Origin of the sequence: Pantoea sp. K16 (genome assembly GCF_048452805.1) — a bacterium.
Lineage (GTDB): Bacteria > Pseudomonadota > Gammaproteobacteria > Enterobacterales > Enterobacteriaceae > Pantoea > Pantoea agglomerans.
The window spans coordinates 168,509-190,458 of sequence record NZ_JBLWNV010000012.1 but is presented as its reverse complement, the minus strand read 5'-3'; the positions used below and the strand labels follow the sequence as shown (position 1 = coordinate 190,458).

20 protein-coding genes are annotated in these 21,950 nt (G+C 55.2%); 8 read left to right on the top strand and 12 right to left on the bottom strand.

All coding sequences use genetic code 11. From position 1 onward, the window contains the following. Positions 1–18: 18 nt before the first annotated feature. A complete protein-coding gene (gene uspA, locus ACK13D_RS16970; RefSeq protein ID WP_010253396.1) occupies positions 19–456 on the bottom strand; it encodes a universal stress protein UspA in 438 nt (145 codons plus the stop codon). Positions 457–872: 416 nt separating this feature from the next. Between uspA and uspB the strand changes: the two genes are divergently transcribed. Next, positions 873–1,208, top strand: a complete 336-nt coding sequence (uspB, locus tag ACK13D_RS16965; RefSeq protein WP_010253393.1) for a universal stress protein UspB — start codon at positions 873–875, stop codon at positions 1,206–1,208. Positions 1,209–1,245: 37 nt separating this feature from the next. On the opposite strand, the gene pitA is transcribed toward uspB, so the two are convergent. Further along, the gene (gene pitA, locus ACK13D_RS16960; RefSeq protein ID WP_010253391.1) at positions 1,246–2,748 is read right to left on the bottom strand and encodes an inorganic phosphate transporter PitA; all 1,503 of its coding nucleotides are present in this window, start codon (positions 2,746–2,748) and stop codon (positions 1,246–1,248) included. A 243-nt stretch (positions 2,749–2,991) separates the two neighbouring features. Here pitA and ACK13D_RS16955 point away from each other — a divergent pair, with 243 nt between their 5' ends. Next, a complete protein-coding gene (locus tag ACK13D_RS16955; RefSeq protein WP_010671506.1) occupies positions 2,992–4,176 on the top strand; it encodes a BaiN/RdsA family NAD(P)/FAD-dependent oxidoreductase in 1,185 nt (394 codons plus the stop codon). Between the two features lie 5 nt (positions 4,177–4,181). Here ACK13D_RS16955 and ACK13D_RS16950 read toward each other — a convergent pair whose 3' ends face one another. After that, entirely contained in the window at positions 4,182–5,168 is a 987-nt protein-coding gene (locus ACK13D_RS16950) for an aldo/keto reductase (protein WP_010253389.1), read from the bottom strand. A gap of 292 nt (positions 5,169–5,460) precedes the next feature. Between ACK13D_RS16950 and ACK13D_RS16945 the strand changes: the two genes are divergently transcribed. Further along, positions 5,461–5,658, top strand: coding sequence for a hypothetical protein (locus tag ACK13D_RS16945; RefSeq protein WP_010253388.1), 198 nt, complete (start codon positions 5,461–5,463; stop codon positions 5,656–5,658). Position 5,659: 1 nt separating this feature from the next. Further along, complete coding sequence (locus ACK13D_RS16940) at positions 5,660–6,487, top strand: hypothetical protein (RefSeq protein ID WP_010253387.1); 828 nt, start codon at positions 5,660–5,662, stop codon at positions 6,485–6,487. A 58-nt stretch (positions 6,488–6,545) separates the two neighbouring features. On the opposite strand, the gene ACK13D_RS16935 is transcribed toward ACK13D_RS16940, so the two are convergent. After that, the gene (locus ACK13D_RS16935; RefSeq protein WP_010253385.1) at positions 6,546–7,565 is read right to left on the bottom strand and encodes a LacI family DNA-binding transcriptional regulator; all 1,020 of its coding nucleotides are present in this window, start codon (positions 7,563–7,565) and stop codon (positions 6,546–6,548) included. Between the two features lie 228 nt (positions 7,566–7,793). Between ACK13D_RS16935 and ACK13D_RS16930 the strand changes: the two genes are divergently transcribed. Beyond that, a complete protein-coding gene (locus ACK13D_RS16930) occupies positions 7,794–8,471 on the top strand; it encodes an SDR family oxidoreductase (protein WP_010671511.1) in 678 nt (225 codons plus the stop codon). A 15-nt stretch (positions 8,472–8,486) separates the two neighbouring features. Here ACK13D_RS16930 and ACK13D_RS16925 read toward each other — a convergent pair whose 3' ends face one another. Next, positions 8,487–9,875, bottom strand: a complete 1,389-nt coding sequence (locus tag ACK13D_RS16925; protein ID WP_010253379.1) for a sugar porter family MFS transporter — start codon at positions 9,873–9,875, stop codon at positions 8,487–8,489. Between the two features lie 271 nt (positions 9,876–10,146). On the opposite strand from ACK13D_RS16925, the gene ACK13D_RS16920 reads away from it, so the two are divergent. Next, positions 10,147–10,806, top strand: a complete 660-nt coding sequence (locus ACK13D_RS16920; RefSeq protein ID WP_010253376.1) for an epoxyqueuosine reductase QueH — start codon at positions 10,147–10,149, stop codon at positions 10,804–10,806. Here ACK13D_RS16920 and ACK13D_RS16915 read toward each other — a convergent pair whose 3' ends face one another. Next, positions 10,807–11,307 (bottom strand): helix-turn-helix domain-containing protein, encoded by a 501-nt coding sequence (locus ACK13D_RS16915; RefSeq protein ID WP_418796915.1) that lies wholly within the window; start codon positions 11,305–11,307, stop codon positions 10,807–10,809. It abuts the gene before it with no gap. A 344-nt stretch (positions 11,308–11,651) separates the two neighbouring features. Here ACK13D_RS16915 and ACK13D_RS16910 point away from each other — a divergent pair, with 344 nt between their 5' ends. After that, a complete protein-coding gene (locus tag ACK13D_RS16910) occupies positions 11,652–12,674 on the top strand; it encodes an alpha/beta fold hydrolase (protein WP_033759078.1) in 1,023 nt (340 codons plus the stop codon). A gap of 26 nt (positions 12,675–12,700) precedes the next feature. Here the strand turns inward: ACK13D_RS16910 and ACK13D_RS16905 are convergent, their stop codons facing one another. The 5 genes from ACK13D_RS16905 to uxuA form a co-directional block, all read right to left on the bottom strand. Next, on the bottom strand, positions 12,701–13,669 hold the full coding sequence (locus tag ACK13D_RS16905) for a GGDEF domain-containing protein (protein ID WP_010253370.1): 969 nt from the start codon (positions 13,667–13,669) through the stop codon (positions 12,701–12,703). A gap of 103 nt (positions 13,670–13,772) precedes the next feature. After that, positions 13,773–14,750, bottom strand: a complete 978-nt coding sequence (gene hemB / locus ACK13D_RS16900; protein ID WP_010671515.1) for a porphobilinogen synthase — start codon at positions 14,748–14,750, stop codon at positions 13,773–13,775. Positions 14,751–14,877: 127 nt separating this feature from the next. Further along, complete coding sequence (proP, locus tag ACK13D_RS16895) at positions 14,878–16,383, bottom strand: glycine betaine/L-proline transporter ProP (RefSeq protein WP_010253365.1); 1,506 nt, start codon at positions 16,381–16,383, stop codon at positions 14,878–14,880. Between the two features lie 424 nt (positions 16,384–16,807). Then, the gene (locus ACK13D_RS16890; protein ID WP_158131310.1) at positions 16,808–18,415 is read right to left on the bottom strand and encodes an EAL domain-containing protein; all 1,608 of its coding nucleotides are present in this window, start codon (positions 18,413–18,415) and stop codon (positions 16,808–16,810) included. 283 nt (positions 18,416–18,698) lie between these two features. Beyond that, complete coding sequence (gene uxuA / locus ACK13D_RS16885; RefSeq protein WP_033768013.1) at positions 18,699–19,883, bottom strand: mannonate dehydratase; 1,185 nt, start codon at positions 19,881–19,883, stop codon at positions 18,699–18,701. Positions 19,884–20,032: 149 nt separating this feature from the next. Here uxuA and ACK13D_RS16880 point away from each other — a divergent pair, with 149 nt between their 5' ends. Then, positions 20,033–20,716, top strand: a complete 684-nt coding sequence (locus ACK13D_RS16880) for a FadR/GntR family transcriptional regulator (protein ID WP_010253357.1) — start codon at positions 20,033–20,035, stop codon at positions 20,714–20,716. Here ACK13D_RS16880 and ACK13D_RS16875 read toward each other — a convergent pair. Further along, complete coding sequence (locus ACK13D_RS16875; RefSeq protein ID WP_010253354.1) at positions 20,705–21,760, bottom strand: AI-2E family transporter; 1,056 nt, start codon at positions 21,758–21,760, stop codon at positions 20,705–20,707. The two genes, ACK13D_RS16880 and ACK13D_RS16875, sit on opposite strands and share 12 nt — an antisense overlap. Positions 21,761–21,950: the final 190 nt, after the last annotated feature.

Below are 21,950 nucleotides of genomic sequence, written 5' to 3'. Positions count from 1 at the left end.
TTCATTTATACGGCGAAATTACGCCTCGTCTTCATCGCGCAGCGGCACAATCAGCATGTCGATATGCACGGTGTTGATCAGCTGACGGGCTGAGGACATCAGCTTGCTCCAGAAATCCTGATGATGACCACATACTACAAGGTCAACGTCATATTTTCTGATCGCGTCAACCAGTACCTGGCCGAGGTCGCCACTGCCGCTCAGCGTCTCACTGATCGGGTAGCCCGCCGCATCTGACAACCCTTTCAGCGCCGCATGCGTCTCTTCAGAGATACGCTTCTGCATATCCCCTAAGTTGACATCAATCAGGCCGGTGTAGAGGTCGGAGTAATTGACATCAACGTGAATCAGGGAAATTCTGGCATCGTACGGACGAGCCAGCGAGACGGCCTTATCCACCAGCAACTGGCTTTCGGGAGAAAGGTCTACTGCAATCAGGATATGTTTATAAGCCATGATAAAACTCCTTTCACGAGGTTAAGGATGGCATCCGGTGTTCCTGCCGCGTCACAGCTTAGCGAAATCCCTTGCGCGAGCGGGCGATGAGCGCCACCAAAGTGTCTACCTGCATTGCAGGTGATGATGTTGTTATGTCCTCAGTATAGCCTTCTCCCACTGTAAATGCTGCCGTTGCCGCCTGGCTTATGAATAAGATCAAGGCTATGCCAGATTTACTCGCGCTGAACGAAAATCATCGTTGGAAAAAATGTAAAGATTTCTCCTACACTGAAAAAAGGCGGTCCGATTCGCAACCGCTCAGGGGGTCGAAAAACTTTCGCAGTCCGGTGATTCAGTGGCTGGTTATTTCTGCAGGTGGACTCAGTGTCTGACGCTGGGCCTGTTGCTGCGATTCCAGCCGGGAGGGGGAGAATATGATCAGCACTATTGCGCTTTTTTGGGCGCTTTGCGTGGTGTGTATCGTGAATATGGCGCGCTATTTTTCATCCCTGCGCGCTCTGCTGGCGGTCTTACGCGGTTGTGATCCGCTGCTGTATCAGTATGTCGATGGGGCGGGTTTTTTCACCTCTCATGGTCAGCCGAGCAAGCAGGTGCGGCTGGTCACTTATATCTGGGCAAAGCGCTATCTCGATCATCATGACGATGAGTTTATCCGGCGCTGCGAGCGGGTGCGGGGGCAGTTTATGCTGACCAGTGCGCTGTGCGGACTGGTGGTCATCAGTCTGGTGGCGCTGGCGATCTGGCATTAAAAAAGGGCGACTTGCGTCGCCCTTTTTTTAGCTGGCATCACACCAGTTTTAAGGCAATCCAGTAGAGCGAACCTGACAGCAGAATACAGACCGGCAGGGTGAAGATCCACGCCATGGCGATGTTCTTGATGGTCCGGCTCTGCAGGCCGCCACCGTCGACCAGCATGGTACCGGCAACCGATGAAGAGAGGATATGCGTGGTGGAGACGGGCATGCCGGTATAGCTGGCGACGCCAATCGACAGCGCTGCTGTCACCTGCGCTGACATTCCCTGCGCATAGGTCATGCCTTTTTTACCAATCTTCTCACCAATGGTGGTGGCAACACGACGCCAGCCAATCATGGTGCCGATGCCCAGCGCCAGCGCGACGGCCACAATAATCCAGATAGGCGCATACTCGATGGTGCCAAGCAGGTCGCTTTTCAGCTTATTGAGGAAGCGTTTGTCATCTGGCGAGGTTTCCTGCAGACGAGCCGCTTTATCGGCGGTATCGGAGATACACAGCAGCAGACGACGCATCTGACCGCGCTGATCAACCGTCAGCTGATCGTAGCTCTGCAGGTTATTCAGCAACACCTGCGCACCCTGTACCGCCTGTAATGCGCGCGCGCTGTCACAGTGGAACTCCTGCGGGCTGGTTGCTGGCACTTCTTCCGGCGTTGGCAGCTTAGGCGGTGCCATCTGGATGATATGGGTCAGCGAGGCGTTATGCTGCTGATAATACTGCTCCAGGTGATTGACCGCATCGCGGGTTCGCGTGATGTCGTAACCGGAGGCATTCATATTCACCACGAAACCGGCAGGTGCCACGCCAATCAGGACCAGCATGATCAGGCCGATCCCTTTCTGACCGTCATTCGCACCGTGGGAGTAACTCACGCCAATTGCCGAAACAATCAGGGCGATACGGGTCCAGAACGGCGGCTTTTTCTTGCCGTCGATCTTCTCACGGTCAGCAGGCGTCATATGAATACGCGCACGCTTTTTGGTATTGCTCCAGTAGCGACGCAGTATAAAGATTAAGCCGCCCGCCATCACCAGGCCGACAATCGGCGACAGGATCAGAGAAAGGAAGATGTTCAGCACTTTCGGGATGTTGAGCGCATCAACCACCGAGGTTCCGCTCATCAGGGCGTTGGTCAGACCGATACCGATAATGGCGCCGATCAGCGTATGGGAGCTGGAGGCTGGCAGACCGAGATACCAGGTGCCGAGGTTCCAGATAATCGCCGCCAGCAGCATAGAAAACACCATGGCGAGACCGTGAGCCGATCCAACGTTTAACAACAGATCGGTGGGAAGCATATGAACAATAGCGTAAGCGACACTCAATCCACCGAGCAGCACGCCAAGGAAGTTAAATACACCCGCCATGACCACAGCAAGCTGGGCACGCATGGCACGCGTATAGATGACCGTCGCAACTGCGTTGGCCGTGTCGTGGAAACCGTTGATCGCTTCGTAAAACAATACAAACAGCAGGGCAAGAACCAATAACAGGCTAGTACTGAGGTCTAGACCAGCAAACAGATGTAGCATAAACGTTACGCCATTTTTGGAGGACATGAACGCGGCGCATTATCCGCGACAACGTGCTGTATGGGAAAGGAAAATATAGCGCTAATTTAACCTTTCGATGTAAGGCGTAAGGGTAACTCAGAGAAAAAGGGTTAGATATTAGACAGATACAATATGACACATTTGCGGCATTTTTTTGACGCTGGCGTCTCAGTGAGCAGATCACTACAATCTGCGCCTTTCCAGTTAAGTGAGCGAGTCGTAGTGGAACAGTTTGACGTTATCATCATTGGTGCCGGTGCCGCAGGGCTGTTCTGCGCCGCCCAGGCCGGGCAGCGGGGACGCCGCGTGTTACTGCTGGATAACGGCAAAAAGCCGGGACGTAAAATTCTGATGTCTGGCGGTGGCCGCTGCAACTTCACCAATCTCTACACCGAACCGGCGGCGTATCTGTCGCACAATCCTCATTTCTGTAAATCGGCGCTGGCGCGTTATACCCAGTGGGATTTTATCGATCTGGTTAATCGCCACGGCATCGCCTGGCATGAGAAAACCCTGGGCCAGCTCTTCTGCGACGACTCCGCCCAGCAGATTGTCGATCTGCTGCTGGCCGAATGTGACAAGGGCAATGTCACCCTGCGGCTGCGCAGTGAAGTGCTCAGCGTGGCGCGCGATGAAAGCGGCTATACCCTGCAACTTAACGGCAGCACGGTTCAGGCGGAGAAGCTGGTCATCGCCAGCGGCGGTCTGTCGATGCCAGGCCTGGGCGCCACGCCGTTTGGCTATAAAATAGCGGAGCAGTTCGGGCTGAGCGTCTTTCCGACGCGGGCGGCGCTGGTGCCCTTTACCCTGCACAAGCCGCTGCTGGAGCAGTTGCAGACGCTGTCAGGCGTCGCGCTGGAGACCACTATCGATGCGCAGGATGGCACCCGCTTCAAAGAGGCGATGCTGTTTACCCACCGCGGCCTCTCCGGCCCGGCGGTGTTACAAATCTCCAGCTACTGGCTACCCGGAGAATTCGTCACCATCGATCTGTCGCCTGCCACGCCGCTTGAGGCGTTTCTGACGGCGCAGCGTGAAGCACACCCGAATCTCAGCCTGAAGAACAGCCTGGCGAAAATCCTGCCGAAGCGTCTGGTGGAAGTATTGCAGGCGCTGAAGGTGGTGCCGGATATCACTCTGAAGCAACTTAACAGCAAACAGCAAACCGAGCTGGCGCAGACGCTGCACGCCTGGCGCATTCAGCCAAACGGTACCGAGGGATATCGAACTGCTGAAGTGACACTGGGCGGCGTGGATACCACACAGCTCTCCTCGAAAACGATGGAGGCGCGTGCGGTGCCGGGACTTTACTTTATTGGTGAAGTGGCTGATGTCACCGGCTGGCTGGGCGGCTATAACTTCCAGTGGGCGTGGAGTTCAGCCTGGGCCTGCGCCCAGGCGTTGTAAGGCGCTTACCAGCGCTGATGCACGTGAGGCGCGATCTTCTCCTGATAGATCTGCTTCAGCGCCGCCATCGTATCTGCAGAGAGCGCATCGACATCGCTGGCGCGGGCATTGGCTTCAGCCTGTTCGCGGTTTTTCGCGCCAGGGATCACTACGCTGACATCTTCGTTCATCAGGATCCAGCGCAGGGCAAACATCGCCATGGTGGTGTCGCCAGTGACAAAGCGGCGAATCTCTTCAACCGCCTCCAGCGCCACCTCATAAGGTACGCCGGAAAAGGTCTCGCCTTTATCGAACGCTTCGCCATTACGATTAAAGGTGCGGTGGTCGTCAGCGGCAAACACGCTGTCGGCACGCATTTTGCCGGTCAGCAGGCCCGACGCCAGCGGCACACGGGCGATGATCGCCACATCACGGCGTTTCGCTTCACGCAGCAGCAGTTCAGCCGGACGCTGGCGGAAAATGTTGTAGATCAGCTGAATTGACGAGACGTTTGGAAACTCCAGCGCCTTCAGACCTTCTTCAACTTTCTCAACGGAGACACCGTAGTGACGGATTTTTCCGGCAGCGACCATCTCATCCATCACCGCAAAGACGTCCGGGTTGTAGTAGACCTCGGTCGGCGGGCAATGCAGCTGCACTAAATCCAGCGTGTCGGTTTGCAGGTTCTCGCGTGAACGATCAATAAAGGCGTTGAGGTTTTCAGCATTGTAACCCTCAGCCACGTGTGGCGAGAGGCGACGCCCCAGCTTGGTTGCCACAAACGGACGTTCACCGCCGCGCTGATTCAGCACCTCTGCGATGATTTTTTCGGAACGGCCATCGCCATAGACATCGGCGGTATCAATAAAGGTAATGCCCGCATCCAGCGCAGCATTCAGCGCGGCTTTGGCATCCTCCATGCTCACTTCCCCCCAGGTTCCGCCAATGGCCCATGCGCCAAAGCCAATTTCGGAGACGCGCTGACCGGTACGGCCCAGTGTTCGTAGTTTCATGCAAACATTCCTCGATGCGTTTCAGACAGGGTGACAGAAAGCGGCTAACCAATGAGCTTAGCGCTTCCTGGCAGAGAGGCGATGTGACGTCGTTGCAGACCTGCACGGTAAAAATACGATGCTGCTACGCCATGCTGCTGGTTACGTTGAAGATTTCAGCGGAAAACGGCATGGGCAAGGTGACTACCGCTTCGCTAATTAATTGATTTTAAGAAATTTCACCCGAAATTAAACAGGCGAGAGTGTGGATTCGGTCACATACTTCAATTTTAAGGCCAACAAGTGGATCGCTATGTTTAAATTTGTTAAGTCGGTCTTTGCCAGTCCGGATAAGTTTCTGCAGATCATGACCCGTCAGGATATCAACGACTCGATCGCTGAAGGTGAGCGCATCATTATTGATGAAAACGGCAATATCTCGGTCAACACGCTGAGCGAGGAAGTCCATGAAGATTTTGCCCGCCACGTGAATACGTTAAAGGGAGTGTGAGGTGGGTACCGCAATATTTATGGTGTTGATGGTCAGTGGTTACTGGTACACCAGCCGTGATTTGAACAGCCGCTTTAAAATCCGTCGTTCGTCGGGCTGGGATGTCTATTTCCTGGTCGCGCTTTACGGTTGTATTTTCGTCCTGCAGGGTGTGTTTGCGACCGGTATCATCTGGCTGGTGCTGCTCTGTATCTCCGGCATCGCCAACGCCGTCCAGATGATCCCCGGCGTCCACCTGAAGTGGCAGGTGGAGTTTATGAACTGGAGTTTCCTGGGCATCCAGGCTCCGGTGGTGATCATGCTCACCTTTGCCATTCTTCTCTGCCTTTACCGCTCAAACTGGGCAGGCAGTGCACGACTGAACGTCTCCGGTCGTAAAGACCTCTATCAGCAGCTGTCACGCTCTAATGGTGTGGAGCAACTGTTATTTCAGTGCATGGAAGAGGGCGAACTGGCGTGGATTACAATGAAGTCGCGCCGCATTTACATCGGCATGATCCATGCTTCGACTTTTGAATATGAGAGCACCAAAAATATCGTGCTGATCCCGATGCTGAGCGGATATCGCGACAGCAAGACGCTGAAGTTGGCGGTGGAACATAACTACAGCAAGTGGTACGCCGAGCACGACATCACGCTCGACTCGAAACCCAAAGATGCGATGTCGTTCCGTAAAGTGATCATGGTTGACCAGATTGAGAGTCTGTCGCTGTTCGACCCGGCCAGTGCGGCTGCGCTTTCGATGGGACATCCGCAGGAAGTGGAGAAGAGCCAGGGTAATGACGATGCGGACAGCCCGGACGATAAAAGCCGGGATGCCGCGGGTTAATCGAGCCCAATCTGTTTCCCTTAATGACAGCGCTTCATCAGGGGAAACAGTTTCCACCTCACACCATATTTTCCGCCGTAAACAGCCGAAAGGCCACTTTCCCCGCCTGATAGACATCTGGCTGATAGCCGGTTTCGAGATGACTCAGCATCAGATCAATCGCTAAACGGGCATGCTGCTGAGCATGCTGATCCAGGGTAAAAGCCACTTCATCGTTCAGCAGTAGCTGGCGGGTGACATCATAAAGCTCATGGGTGATGTAGGTGCATTTACCCAGCAGCTGGTGGGCGCGCAGGGTGTCGCTGACATCACTATTCCCCATGCCGGTGTTATAGACCCCTGCAATTGCCTGCGACGGACGCAGATGGCGAGCCAGTTCACTGCGGATGGTTTCCCGCTGATCCTGACCCGACAGCACTTCACGCAGATGACGCTGCGGCGCGCGCTGTTCCATGGCCTCACGAAATCCCGCGATGCGCTGACGATGGGCGCGGTAATCAAAACGGCCACTGACCATCAGAATGTCGCCGGGCTGGTTCACTGTCTTACTCATCAGCAGTCCGGCTGTGCGTCCCGCCTGATACTGGTCGATACCAACATGACACAAGCGGTCGGCATCGGGCAGATCGGTGACGATGGTGATCACCGGCACATTGCGGCTGCGGCACAGCGCCAGTGCCCGATAGATGGGCGGCGAGTCATGCGCAAAAACAATGATGCCGTCGCGGGTGCTGCTGCGGGCGATAATGCTTTGCGCCAGCTGCTCAGGCTGCGCTTCGGCCACCAGGGTTTTGTGTAGTTTCAGGCGGCGATAGCCAAGCTGACTGGCGACCTCGCTGAAATGGGTGGTGAGCTGTTGAAAAAAGGATGAGCCGTTATTGCTGAGGAACACCTCAATCTGCCACGGATGCTGGTACTCCTCTGGCAGCAGACGCTTCAGCCCCACTTCGCGTGCGGCTTTCAGGACTTTACGGCTGGTCTCCAGGGAGACGCCGCCGCGCTCATTCAGCACCCGATCGACCGTCGCAATCCCGACGCCTGCCATTTTTGCCACCACCTCTAAGGTGAGCTTTTTCATTCAGACTCCATGCGAAAATGGCAAATTGACTGCTGCCTGTCAGACTGTTTATCTCTTCTAACCGGTTAAAAGTAAAAGATAAAGCGATTTAATGATGGAAAGCCATCAACAGCGCTACGCCGTGGGGTTTTACCTGCAGTGCGGTCGTCTGGCTAAAAAGCACAACTGGCCGCTGCCTGGGCAGATTTACCGTTAAGCTTGTGACGAGACAATCAACGAGGAATGAATATGGCTCAGCAAAAAGAGGTTCTGATTATTGGTGCTTCACGCGGTATCGGTCTCGCGGTGGCACAGGCCTTTGCCGATGAGGGCTGGCAGGTCACGGCCACGCATCGCAGTGGCATCCCGGAACAGGGTAACCGGCCAGACATTCACTGGCATTCGCTGGATATGACCCACTCATCAGCGGTTCAACAGTTTGCCAGCCAGCTCAGTGGCAAGTCGTTCGATGCAATTCTGATTAACGCCGGGATTTCCGGGCCTGCGCACCAGAAAGTGTCGCAGAGTGACGATCAGGCGCTGGCGCAGCTGTTCCTGACCAATGCGATAGCCCCGGTTCGCAGCGCAGAGATCCTGTTGCCGCTGCTGAAACAGGAAGGCGTGCTGGCGCTGACCTCATCTCAGCTCGGCAGCCTGAATGAAAATCCGGAGGCGCAGATGCCGATTTACTCGGCCAGCAAAGCCGCACTGAATATGCTGAGCCGCACGCTGACTACGGCAGTGGAAGCGCAGAGCGGGACGCTGCTGACGCTGCATCCCGGCTGGGTGAAAACGGATATGGGCGGCGAGAGTGCGCCCCTGACGGCAGAAGAGAGTGCCGCCGGTATCGTCCAGCAGCTGATCCAGTGGCGCGGTCGCGGTGGTCATCACTATGTCGATTACGCCGGCCAGCAACTGCAGTGGTAGGCTGAAGCGGGGCGGTTACGCCCCGATGTCACGCAGCGCTTTACCCTTCATCAGATTGCGTTCAATGTGCTCCAGCGTCACATGTTTGGTCTCCGGTACCAGCATCAGCGTCAGCACGATAAACACCAGGTTGAGCGCGCCGTAGAACCAGAAGGTGTTGGCATTACCCAGCTGATCCAGCATGGTCAGGAAGGTGGCGCCAACAATCATATTGCCGACCCAGTTAGTGGTGGTGGAGGCGGTAATGCCGAAATCACGCCCTTTCAGTGGCTGAATCTCTGAACAGAGCAGCCAGATCACCGGTCCGGCCGCCATCGCAAAGCCGACGATAAACATCAGCAGCATCGCGACAGCAAAGTATTTGCGGAAATCTGTTTCAACGCCGATGTGCAATAGCGTTCCCAGCACGCCCATGCCAACCGCCATCACCAGAAAACTGGTGGTGAGCATCGGCTTGCGACCCCAGCGATCGACAAAGAAGATCGCAATCAGCGTGGCCAGCATATTGACCAGCCCGACAATCACCGTGCCCCACATCTGCTCACTGGTGCTGGAGAAGCCGGCGATGTTGAAGATTTTAGGCGCGTAATACATCACCACATTCATGCCGGTAAACTGCTGCATAACCTGTAGCAGCATACCCAGCCACACCGCGCGGCGGAAATTGCCATTAGAACGGAACAGCGACCAGCCGCGCTGCTTCACCTGCAGGCTTTCCCGGATCTCTTCCAGCTCCTCCCGGGCCTGTTCGCTGCTGTTACGCAGCCGATCCAGCACCCGCTGCGCCTCGTTAAAGCGTCCGTGCGCCGCCAGCCAGCGCGGACTGTTGGGCAGAAACAGCACGCCGATAAACAGGATCACCGCCGGAATGGCGATCACGCCGAGCATCCCGCGCCAGTTACCGCTGTAGCTGAACGCGGTGTCGGAGAGATAGGCCACGACAATGCCGGTGGTCAGCATCAGCTGGTACATCGAAATCATTGAGCCACGAATACGTTCAGGCGCAATCTCCGCCAGATAGAGTGGCGCGGTGTAAGAGGCGATCCCAACCGCCAGACCCAGCATCACGCGGGCACAGACCAGCGACTCCACATCCGGTGAGAAGGCTGACCAAAGCGAGCCAATGACAAACAGCGTCGCCCCCGCCAGCATACTTTTCTTGCGTCCCAGCTTTGATGACATCCAGCCCGCCGCCAGTGCGCCCAGCGCCGCGCCAAACATCATCGAACTCACTACCCACTCCTGCTGATGGTTAGTGATCTGCAAATCCTTCGCCAGAAACGGCAAGGCACCTGCAATGACGCCGATATCCAGACCAAACAGCAGGCCGGACAGCGCAGCCATAAAACAGACGAACCAGGTAAAGCGGTTCTGTTGATTTCCCGATTTTTTTGCCGCGACCATGCGAGTCTCCTTGCGGGGGTTCAGTGTCAATATTGTTAATGTTATGTAAACATAGTCGATGCCAGTGTGGGGGCGATCACACTTCCGGCTATCACCGGTGCTACACAGCATTGCCTCGATTAGAAAGCATCAGAGATCAGCGGGTTGGTTCAGGAGAGGGAAACCGCGGCCGGGGCACGATTACGCAAAACAGGGCGCGTCAGGTCAGGTTTTGCAACTGCCCGCCTGCGGCATTACACTGCCGCTTTACTGCTATTGATTGAAGGTGCTTATGTCTGAACCTTTCCAGCGTCAGCCGCTGCCTCTGCCGGGCGGTCATAAAAAAGTCCTGCTGCACTCCTGTTGCGCACCCTGCTCGGGGGAGGTGATGGAAGCGATGCTGGCATCCGGCATTGAATACACGATCTATTTCTACAACCCGAATATTCATCCGCTCAAAGAGTATGAGCTGCGTAAAGAGGAGAATATTCGCTTTGCCGAAAAATTTGGTGTGCCGTTTATTGATGCGGACTATGACCGGGATAACTGGTTTGAGCGGGCGCGCGGCCTGGAGTGGTCACCGGAACGGGGTGAACGCTGCACCATGTGCTTTGATATGCGCTTTGAACGTACGGCACTCTATGCCCATGAGAACGGCTTTCCGGTGATGACCAGTTGCCTGGGTATTTCGCGCTGGAAAGATATGAAGCAGATTAACAGCTGCGGAGTCCGCGCAGCGGCGGCGTATCCGGATCTGATGTACTGGGATTTTAACTGGCGTAAAGGCGGCGGGTCGTCGCGCATGATTGAAATCAGCAAGCGCGAGAGTTTCTATCAGCAGGAATATTGTGGCTGTGTCTATTCACTGCGCGACACCAATCGTCATCGCGTCACCCAGGGACGTGAGCGTATTAAGATTGGTGTGCAATATTATCAGCCGGATGAATCCTGATTAACCTGGATCGCGGAAAGCGTCTGCCGGCGCATATCCGCGCGCTGAGCGCGTAACAGGCCGGAGTGTTACGCCACAGCTCTGCTTTATGCTTTCCGCCCGACCGTAACTGCACAACGCACAGGGATCATCAACGTCGTCCAGCTGCTGCTTTGCCTCGTCCTTTATCAGACGTTTACGGCAGACGCTCGGCGTGCAACCCATAATCTGCTTAAAAGATCGGGTAAAAGATTGCTGGCTTTCAAAATGGTATTTCAGCGCCAGGCTGATGATGGGCGTGCGGCTGTTTTTTAAATCATGAACACTGGCGTTAAGCTTTTTCTTACGAATATATCGCGCCAGGGTTTCATTATGATAACGGGCAAAAAGTTTCTGTAAATACCACTTAGAGTAACCCGCCTTTTCTGCAATATCATCAACGCTTAAACGCTGGTCCAGATTATTATTAATCCACTCAGTGATAGAGACGATCACGCTTTCGTTATATTTATTTTCGTTCATAGAACCCCCTGTTTGATTTAAGAAGATTCTAAAATATTTATCTTAATGTGCTTATTCTTTGCGTAAAGATTTTTCAGGATTTTAATCGTTATCTCTGAAGATATTCATTTGAGGGGGTGTTATTAATAAAAAAGATGAATTGTGATTAATCTGTTGGTAATTGTAGGTGAATGAATAAGTGATTCCGCGGGACAGTAATCAAAACGAGGTGTGGGTCCGCAGCCAGACTCACGGTTTACCCTGCCGGAGTCTCTGTCATCACGGCTATAGCACGGCACATCAATAGATTTTTGGCTGCGACATGCCAGGCTTACGGCTCACCTTTAACCTGGAGAACCCCCCGGATGAGCCCGACATACGCGCTGAAAAAACCGCTTGCCGCCTTGCTCACCTCGCTGGCGTTATTTGCTCATGCACCGGCCAGTGCCGCTGGTGTGTATGGCGAACAGCTGGAAGGATTTCAATACCCCTATCCGTTGCAGCATTTTGATTTTAAATCCCAGCAGCAGCCGCTGAGCATGGGCTATATGGATGTGAAACCGGCGCAACGAGCCAACGGCGAAACCGTGGTGCTGATGCACGGTAAAAACTTCTGTGGCGCGACCTGGGAAGAGACCATTCGCGCACTCAGTCAGCAGGGATATCGCGTTATCGCGCCCGACCAGATTGGCTTCTGCAGCTCCACTAAGCCAGCCAGTTACCAGTACAGTTTTCAGCAGCTGGCAGATAACACCCATCAGTTGCTCACCCGGCTGGGTGTGAAGAAGGCGGTGATTATGGGTCACTCCACTGGCGGGATGCTGGCAACACGTTATGCGCTGATGTACCCGGAACAGACACAGAAGCTGGTGCTGGTTAACCCGATCGGGCTGGAGGACTGGAAAGCCAAAGGCGCACCGTGGCGATCCGTGGATCAATGGTATCAGCGCGAACTCAAACTCAGCGCAGAGGGCATTAAGAAGTATGAGCAGCAGACCTACTATGTCGGTCGCTGGAAACCCGAATATGACAAGTGGGTTGATATGCTGGCCGGACTCAACAGTGGGCCAGGGCACCAGAAGGTGGCGTGGAACTCCGCCTTAATCTACGACATGATCTTCACTCAGCCCGTATTTTATGAATTCGGCGATCTGAAAGTGCCCACCACGCTGATGATCGGCACCTCAGACACGACTGCCATCGGCAGTGATATCGCTCCGGCAGAGGTGAAAGCCCGGCTGGGTGATTACGCGGTACTGGGGAAAGAGGTCGCAAAACGCATTCCGGGGGCGCGCTTAATCGAATTCCCCGGTATGGGACACGCGCCGCAAATGGAAGAGCCGGCAAAATTTAACCAGACGCTGCTCGACGATCTGGCGCGTCCCTGAACCGTCAGGCGCTGCGGCGCCTGACCTTAGATCGCCACGCGTTTCTGCTTTTTACTGAGGTACATCTGCTCATCGCTGTCGTGCAGCAACTGCTCCAGCGATTGCGGATGCGCCGCGTCAAACTCCACGACGCCGGACGAGAATTGCAGGCGGTAACGGCGGTTCAGACTGACTGATTGCTGTTGCAGATAACGGTCAAACTGCAGGAGCAGCGCTTCGCTCTGCTGCTGCTGCAGACCATTAAACAGCACCACAAACTCATCGCCGCCCAGACGGGCAAACAGATCCGAATGCTTAAACACCACTTTCATCGCATCGGCAAAGTCCATCAGCGCCCGGTCGCCTTCGCGGTGGCCCAGCGTGTCATTAATCTGCTTAAATTTGTCGAGATCGAGAAAGGTCAGGCAGGCAGGCCGGTTTTTCAGTCGGCACTCGTTCAGCACCATCTGTCCCAGCGTCATAAAGCCGCGACGATTGGTGATCTGCGTCAGTTCATCACAGGTGGCAGTCTGAAAGGCGACCAGTTCCGCTTCGGCCATGGCGGCCAGGTCGCGCATCGTGGCCTGATCCTCTTCATTAAACTGACGCGGTTCACGACCAATGATACAGAGGGTACCCATTTTAGCGCCGCCCGGTGCCCGCAGCGGACAGCCGGCATAAAAGCGGATGTGCGGTTCGCCGGTAACCAGCGGATTATCATAAAAACGTTCATCTTCTGCGGCATCTTCAACGATCATGATCTCATCCTGCAGGATGGCATGGCCGCAAAACGAGATGTCGCGGGGAGATCCTGCGGGTTCATAGCCCTGAGCGGATTTAAACCACTGATGGTCAGCTTCCAGCAGGCTGACTAACGCGATAGGAACGTCATACAGGCGGCGCGCCAGACGGGTTAAACGATCAAATCGTTCTTCCGCTGGTGTGTTCATTATGTTCAGCGCACGCAACTGCGATAAACGTTGTGCCTCGTCGGCAGCGATTTCAGGTGCTTTCATCACAGAGCCCTTTATTTTTTTAGCTCAAGCCAGGTTCTGGTGTTTGCCTTACGGCGAAGAAGAAGAGCGTGACATAGCCATCACGCTCTTTATAAGGAGGGGATCAGAGCACTTTTTGTTCGGCGAGATCAAGGGCGAAATAGCTGAAAATCAGGTCTGCACCGGCGCGTTTAATCGCACCCAGGCTTTCCAGCACCACATTGCGTTCATCAATGGCACCGGCCTGAGCGGCAAATTTGATCATCGCGTATTCACCACTCACCTGATAAGCCGCCAGCGGCAATTCGGTACGTTCACGGATATCGCGCAGGATATCCAGATAAGCACCTGCCGGTTTCACCATCAGTGAATCCGCGCCCTGTGCCGCGTCGAGCAGCGATTCACGGATCGCTTCACGGCGGTTCATCGGATTCATCTGGTAGGTTTTACGGTCGCCTTTTAGCGCCGTTCCGGCCGCTTCACGGAACGGGCCGTAAAACGAGGAGGCGAATTTGGTGGAGTAAGACATGATGGCGGTCTGAGTGAAGCCCGCGGCGTCCAGTGCCCGGCGAATCGCCTCAACCTGACCATCCATCGCCGCTGACGGGGCGATGAAATCCGCACCGGCTGCTGCGGCAACGACGGCCTGCTTACCCAGGTTTTCCAGGGTAGCATCGTTATCGACGCCGTGATCACACAACACGCCACAGTGGCCGTGGCTGGTGTATTCACAGAAGCAGGTGTCAGACATCACGATCATTTCTGGCACGGTATCTTTGCAGATGCGGGACATACGTGCCACCAGACCGTTCTCGTTCCAGGCATCGCTGCCGGTGGCATCGGTGTGGTGCGAAATACCGAAGGTCATCACCGAGCGGATACCCGCTTTGGCGATGCGCTCAATTTCATAGGCGAGACGTTTTTCCGGAATACGCATCACGCCAGGCATCGCCTGAATCGCTTTGTAATCGTCGACTTCTTCTTCAACAAAGATGGGCAGAGCCAGATCGTTCAGGCTCAGTGAGGACTCCTGGAACATTTCACGCATTGAGGCGCTGGCGCGCAATCTTCTTGGGCGCTGGATAAGGGAATAATCAGACATTTTCATTCTTACGCAGGTGAAAAAAGTGACAACAGTTTACTCCCTTTGCCCGCGAGGGATGAAGGTTTGTGTGCGGTAAGAGAGGGGGAAAAGAACTCTCCCGCCGGGCGGCGGGAGAGCAGAACGATTACTCGTTGATATCCGGATGCTGCTGCACCAGGTTTTTACGTTTCGCTTCCAGACGGGAGATCTCTTCGTCGATATCTTCGATTTTGTGCTCGATGTTATCGTGATGTTCCTGCAGGATTTCGCGCGCTTCTTCCATATCAGAAGCCGCCGGTGTCGCGCCTTTCAGGGGCTTGTTGGCAGTTTCTTTCATGTACAGACCGGTAATCAGACCAATCACTGCCACCACCATCAGATAGTAGGCTGGCATGTAGAGGTTATTGGTCGTTTCTACCAGCCAGGCAGCCAGCGTTGGCGTCAGACCGGCAACCAGTACCGAGATGTTAAACGCACTCGCCAGCGCACTGTAGCGGATGTGCGTCGGGAACATCGCAGGCAGTGAAGAGGCCATTACGCCAGTAAAGGCGTTGAGGATCACCGCCAGCAGCAGCAGACCACCAAAAATCAGTCCGAGTACGCCACTGTTGATCATCATAAAGGCGGGAATCGCGAAGATCATCAGGGCGATACTGCCGATGATGACAAACGGACGACGGCCGAAACGGTCACTCATCATGCCGATCATTGGCTGGACAAACAGCATACCGATCATGATGGCGATGATAATCATCACACCGTGGTCTTCGCTGTAGTGCAGGTTATGTGACAGGTAGCTCGGCATGTACGTCAGCAACATGTAGTAGGTGACGTTAGTGGCGATAACCAGACCGACACAGGAGAGCAGGCTGCGCCAGTGTTTGGTCGCAATCTCTTTAAACGATACCTGTGGACCATCCTGCAGGCCTTCGCGGTCGCCCTGTTCCAATTTGTCTACGTGCTGCTGGAATGCCGGGGTCTCTTCCAGCGCATGACGCAGGTAAAGACCGATAATTCCCAGCGGCAGCGCGACGAAGAACGGCAGACGCCAGCCCCACTCAAGGAAACTCTCTTCTCCTATAATGGAAGAAATCAGCACCACCAGGCCCGCACCGAGCACGAAGCCCGCAATCGAACCAAAGTCGAGCCAGCTTCCCATAAAGCCGCGTTTACGGTCAGGCGAATATTCGGCCACAAAGATTGAGGCGCCGGTATATTCACCGCCCACCGAGAAGCCCTGAGCCATCTTCGCTAACAGCAGCAGAATAGGTGCCCAGATGCCGATGGAGGCGTAGGACGGTATCAGGCCGATACAGAAGGTACTGACCGACATGATGATGATGGTGATGGAGAGGATTTTCTGACGACCATATTTGTCGCCCAGCATACCGAAGAACAGTCCACCCAGCGGGCGAATCAGGAAAGGAACAGAGAAAGTGGCGAGCGCCGCTATCATCTGAACGCCCGGTGAAACGTCCGGGAAAAAGACCTTACCCAGCGCATAGGCCACAAAGCCGTAAACACCGAAGTCGAACCACTCCATCGCGTTGCCCAGAGAGGCCGCGGTGATGGCTTTACGTAAACGGGTATCATCGATGATAGTCACATCATCGATCCCAATTGGTTTTACACGCTTCCTACGCAATTTCATAGAATTACCCTGTATTGGAACACGAAAGTCCTCAACGGCGCGAGCCGGGTGTGAGTCGTTCAGACCGCTGCGTTGAGAAATTTAAGCATAGCCGTAAATAAGCACTGTTTATGCGCCGGCAGACACAATAATTACTGTTGTGATTATTGCGAACAGCGACAGAGTATACCGTTTTTGTGTGATATCTGTCATGTTTGGGCTACATCCGGCCTGTTTTTACAACAAATCGAGCTGTTTGCAACCGCAAAAAAATTATCACTGAGCGTGACGACCGCCGTTTTTTTCAGCAAAACAGGGGCAAAGAGGAGGAAGTTACGGGCCATGCTGGCACCGGAAGCGGCTATCCGCTTTGCATCACAGGGCGGAGAGCAGAAAGATGAGTGAATGTGGCTCGACTGGCGGTTCAGCTGCCATCTGCTCTGGTTCAGACGTCGGGTTCCTGCCGGGTCTGAAGAGCCAGCTCCCGTTCAATCGGCTGTTCGCCCCGATCGGTCAGCCAGGCAACCAGCGCCGTGTTGTCCATCGGGCGGGCATAATAATAGCCCTGGATAAAGACCACGCCGCGCCGTTGCAGATAGCTGAACTGTAACGCGGTCTCAACGCCTTCTCCCAGCACCTCCAGCTCAAGCTCATGGCTGAGCTGGATAATCGCGTCCAGCACCGGCGTTCTGCCCTCCAGGGATTCAATCGCGTTGATAAAGCCGCGATCGATTTTCAGATAATCTATCGTGAAGGTCTGTAAATAGCTCAGCGAACAGTGACCGGTCCCAAAATCATCAATCGCGACCTTCATTCCGCAACCACGTAACTGCTCCAGCTTGCGTGCCACCTCAGCGCCATCTTTGATCAGGCTGCGTTCGGTCAGCTCCAGGGTAATCAGGAACTGCTTATCTTTGATCCGTTCGGCAAACTGCAGCATATCGTCGACAAAGTCAGGATGCTGCAGATGATCCGCCGCCACGTTAATGGCCAGGTGGAAATGGGGCTCAACCTGCCACGCCTGCACATCCTCTGCAATTAAATCGAGCAGATGGCGGGTCAGCGGCACAATCATGCCTTCCGCTTCTGCTGCGCCGATAAAAATATCTGGCCGCACGCCTTTACCGTCGGGCGTTGTCCAGCGCAGCAGGGCTTCAGCGCCGCTGCAGCGTTGCAGCCGGTTGTCATAGACCGGCTGATAGTGCGCCCTGAACTGGCCGCTGGTGATGGCCCGGCGAATCTCATCGCGCCATGAAATACGCCGTTTCAGCCAGTTCGCCATCAGCATCATCAGCAGAATAGAGAAGATAGCGGCCATCGGCATGATGATAAACATCACCTGACGCCAGGCCGAGATCAGTTCAGAGGGTGAGGCAATGAGGGTGACAGAGAGCGGATAGCGGTGGGAGAGGGCCTGATAAATCATGGGTTCAAACCAGCTGGACGCGGCGATGTGTGGATCGCCAAACGAGATCGGCGCGCCGCCGCTGAACGTCATGCTGAAATGATAGAGATGGCTGCTGCTGATCGCGCGCATAAAATCGATCAGATACTGGCCATCAATCACTGCCCAGAATCCCTCGCCATCGGGCAAATCGCGCATAAAAATCACGGCCGGACGGTCCGGTACGCCCGTTGTTCCGGCAATGGACAGACTCCACCAGGCTTTTCCGGTAACCGGCGCGTCGCGCATGATCATCTCTTTCAGCAGGCCTGGGCGTGAACCATACACCGACGAGCAGGCGATGTGATCCTGCTCCATTTTACCGATCGCACGAAAATAGGGGTTTAGCGAGCCAATGCGCTGCAACTGGTTTTCAATCCGGCTGCAGGGCTGATGATGAAACTGGCGCAGCACGGTAATCATATCCCAGGCGCTGTCGCTCATTCTTTCAGCCTGAGATAACAGCGTATTCGCCGCGGTGACCTGCTGCTGATGCACGGTGTGGCGCGCATCCAGGGCGGTGAAAAAAATGCCAATAATCAGAGGCAGCACGCCGGAAATAATAATCACCAGCCTGGCGTAGTCGCGTTTTCGTTTCAGTAGCGGCACCGCTGAATCCTCTGAGTATTATTGGTGTTATGCGGAGGTGCTGATCAGTGGCGCAGCATAGCATCTCTCCGGGCGGTGCAGATTAGCGTTTTTGCGATCAGGAGAACTGACTAAGGTCAATTATCGACCAGACATTGCATTTTTTGACAGGTTGTTTGGTTTTCGTTGCGATGCAGCAAAACAATCAGGTGAAAACGGGAGGCAGGGCAGAAGGCCGATCCGCCGCAGTGGCCAGGAGAGACCCTGGCCCGTCACAGGGCGGGCGCAGGGCAGGACGTTTTATTTAATCGGCAAAATAGATCTGTTTCAGCGCTACTTCAACGCCGCGCAGTTCGGCAAGGCCTTTCAGGCGGCCAATGGCGGAATAACCGGGATTGGTGCGCTTATGCAGGTCGTCCAGCATCTGATGGCCGTGATCGGGACGCATGGGAATCGCCCGCAGGTTGCCCGCCCGACGGCGGCGCTGCTCTTCCGCCAGAATAACCTTGATCACGCCGACCATATCGACGTCGCCCGCCAGATGCGCCGCTTCATGGAAGCTGGCCGGGTTTGCCTCGCGTTTTGTGGCGCGCAGATGGATAAAGTTAATGCGGTCGGCATAGGTTTCCGCCATCTCAACCAGCGCATTGTCGGCACGCACGCCATAGGAGCCGGTACAGAAACAGAAACCGTTGTGCAGACTGTCCACGGTTTCTTTCAGCCACTGCATATCTTCCTGGGTAGAAATAATGCGTGGCAGGCCCAGAATAGGACGTGGTGGGTCATCCGGATGCACCGCCAGTTTAACGCCCGTTTCCTCCGCAACCGGCACAATGGCGCGCAGGAAGGTCGCCATATGCTCGCGCAGTTTCGCTTTGTCGATGCCGTCATACTGCGTCAGCTGCGCCTGAAACTGCTCCAGGGTGTAACCCTCTTCGGCGCCAGGCAGACCGGCGATAATATTGCGCACCAGAGTGCTTTTCTCTTCTGCGCTCATGGCGGCAAAGCGCTGAGCGGCGGCCTGCTGCTCGGCTGGGCTGTAATCCTGTTCCGCTCCCGGACGCTGCAACAGATAAAGCTCGAAGGCCGCGAAAGCGTCGGCGTCGAAGCGCAGCGCTTTTGCGCCATCCGGCAGCGTCCAGGCGAGGTCGGTTCGGGTCCAGTCCAGCACCGGCATGAAGTTGTAGCAGACGGTATCAATGCCGCAGGCGGCCAGATTGCGTATCGACTGCTGATAATTGGCGATATAGCGAAGGTAGTCACCACGCTGGGTTTTAATCGCCTCATGGACCGGGATGCTCTCCACCACCGACCAGACCAGACCTTTTTCCGCCAGCAGTGCCTGACGCGCTTTAATCTCCTCAACCGGCCACACCTCGCCGTTAGGGATATGGTGCAGCGCCGTCACAATGCCGGTCGCGCCCGCCTGACGCGCATCATCCAGTGAGACCGGGTCGTTGGGGCCGTACCATCGCCATGTATGTTCCATTTTTACTCCTCAACTGTGATGTGGCCCAGTGGTCAGGCCGCTGGACCAAGAGTATGATAGTGGACAAAACAGGGCCGTGATCCGGATCGCAGCATGACAAACTGCATCGGTGAAGAGATCGCTTTTACGTGCAATCAGAGGAGAGGGTGATGACGCTGCCAGTAATAAAAACCGAGCGCCTGTACCGTCAGATCGCCAACGTCATCATGGCCGGTATCACGCGCGGTGACTTTGTGGCAGGTGGTTTACTGCCACCGGAGCGTGAGCTGGCAAAACAGCTGGGTGTCAGTCGTTCATCAGTGCGTGAAGCATTGATTGCGCTGGAGATGACCGGCTGGGTCGATATCCGCACTGGCAACGGCGTTTACGTCGCCCAGCCGCTGCCGCAGGCCGCGGTTCCGCAGGAGAGCGAAACCTGCAGTCTGCAGGATCTGTTGCAGGCGCGTGAAGCCTTTGAAGGGATGCTGGCAGGATTTGCCGCACGTAACGGCACCACCGTTCAGCGTGCAGCACTGCTGGCGCTGACCGCTGAACTGCAGCAGTACAATGAAAACGACGCGGCCTTTCTGGAGCAGGACAAGCGCTTCCATCTGCTTATCAGTGAGATGAGCGGCAATGATGTATTACGCGACCTGCTGGAGCAGTTATGGAACCGGCGCCACAGCCCGCATGTGCAGCGACTGGAGCGCCATTATGCCGATAACAGCTTCGCGCAGGAGATGAACGCTGACCATCAGCAGATCGCCAATGCGATTGTGGCGGGCGATGAAGCAGCAGCCCGTCAGGCGATGGAGAGCCATCTCCAGCACGTGCAGCAGCGGCTACTTGGTTAATGCCCGTGCCCGCTTAGGTCGTCCGGTGCCCAGCATAATCGCCAGACGGCTGCCGCCTGGCGTGGTTTCCATCAGAATTTTAGTAATGCTGGTGAGCGGCACCGAGAGCAGCATGCCGACCGGACCGAGCAGCCAGCCCCAGAATACCAGCGACAGAAACACCACCAGTGTCGATAAGCCAAGACCGCGCCCCATCAGGCGCGGTTCCAGCATATTGCCAAACACCATATGAATCGCGGTAAACAGCGCCGCCACCATCGCGGCATCAAACAGGCTGTTCAGTAACAACGCCTGCAGGAAGGGCGGGATACCGGCGATAATCGGGCCGATATTGGGAATAAAGTTGAGGATAAACGCTACGACACCCCATAACAGCGCAAACTTCACATCCAGCAGATAGAGACTCAGCCAGACCGCGATGCCGGTTATCAGACTCACCAGGGTTTTCAGCGCCAGATAGTGCGTGACGCCTTTCAGCGCTTTATGCAGTCCGGCGATGCGAATTTTCGGATTCACCAGCGCGTTGCGCATTTTATAGGGCAGGTGATGGACCTCAAACAGCATAAAGACCACGGTCAGCACCAGGAGCACGGTATTGGTCATCGCGCCGGAAAAGCCGCTCAGCGCCACGGTAGCCAGGTTCATCATGGTATTAGGATCGAAACGCTGTACCAGCGCATCGGTTGAAATATTAAGATGAAAGCCCGCCGCCAGATGTTGCAGCACCGTCATTTTCTGCTCCATGGTGGCGCGCAGTTGCGGATAGAGATCGGAAAACTCGCTCATTGAGCTGGCAATAATGGCACCCAGCAGCACGAGAGCGCAGAAGATCACCGTGATCACCAGCCCAATCGCCAGTCCACGGCGGAAGCCACGACGCATCAGCATCGTCACCAGCGGATTCAGCACAATGGCAAAGAACGCCGCCAGCAGAAGCGGGACCAGAATGTCTGACGCTGCCCGAACCCCGGCGAGGATAATGACCAGCATCGCCAGTTTTATCAGAATATTTTGTCCGATCTTTTCCCGTTGCAGCTCGCTCATTCTCTCTCTCATAACGTAATTTGGCTGTTGAAAGTGTAGCTGAAACAAAATTAACAATCTGATTTATCAGAGAAACGGTAAAGCGTGGTGGCAGGTGGATGATGTAATCAGCGCCACAGCACTCAGCTATCGCGCCAGAGCAGCAACTCCCCATTGTGCCGGTTTTTACCCGGCTTTCTGCTGCACGTGC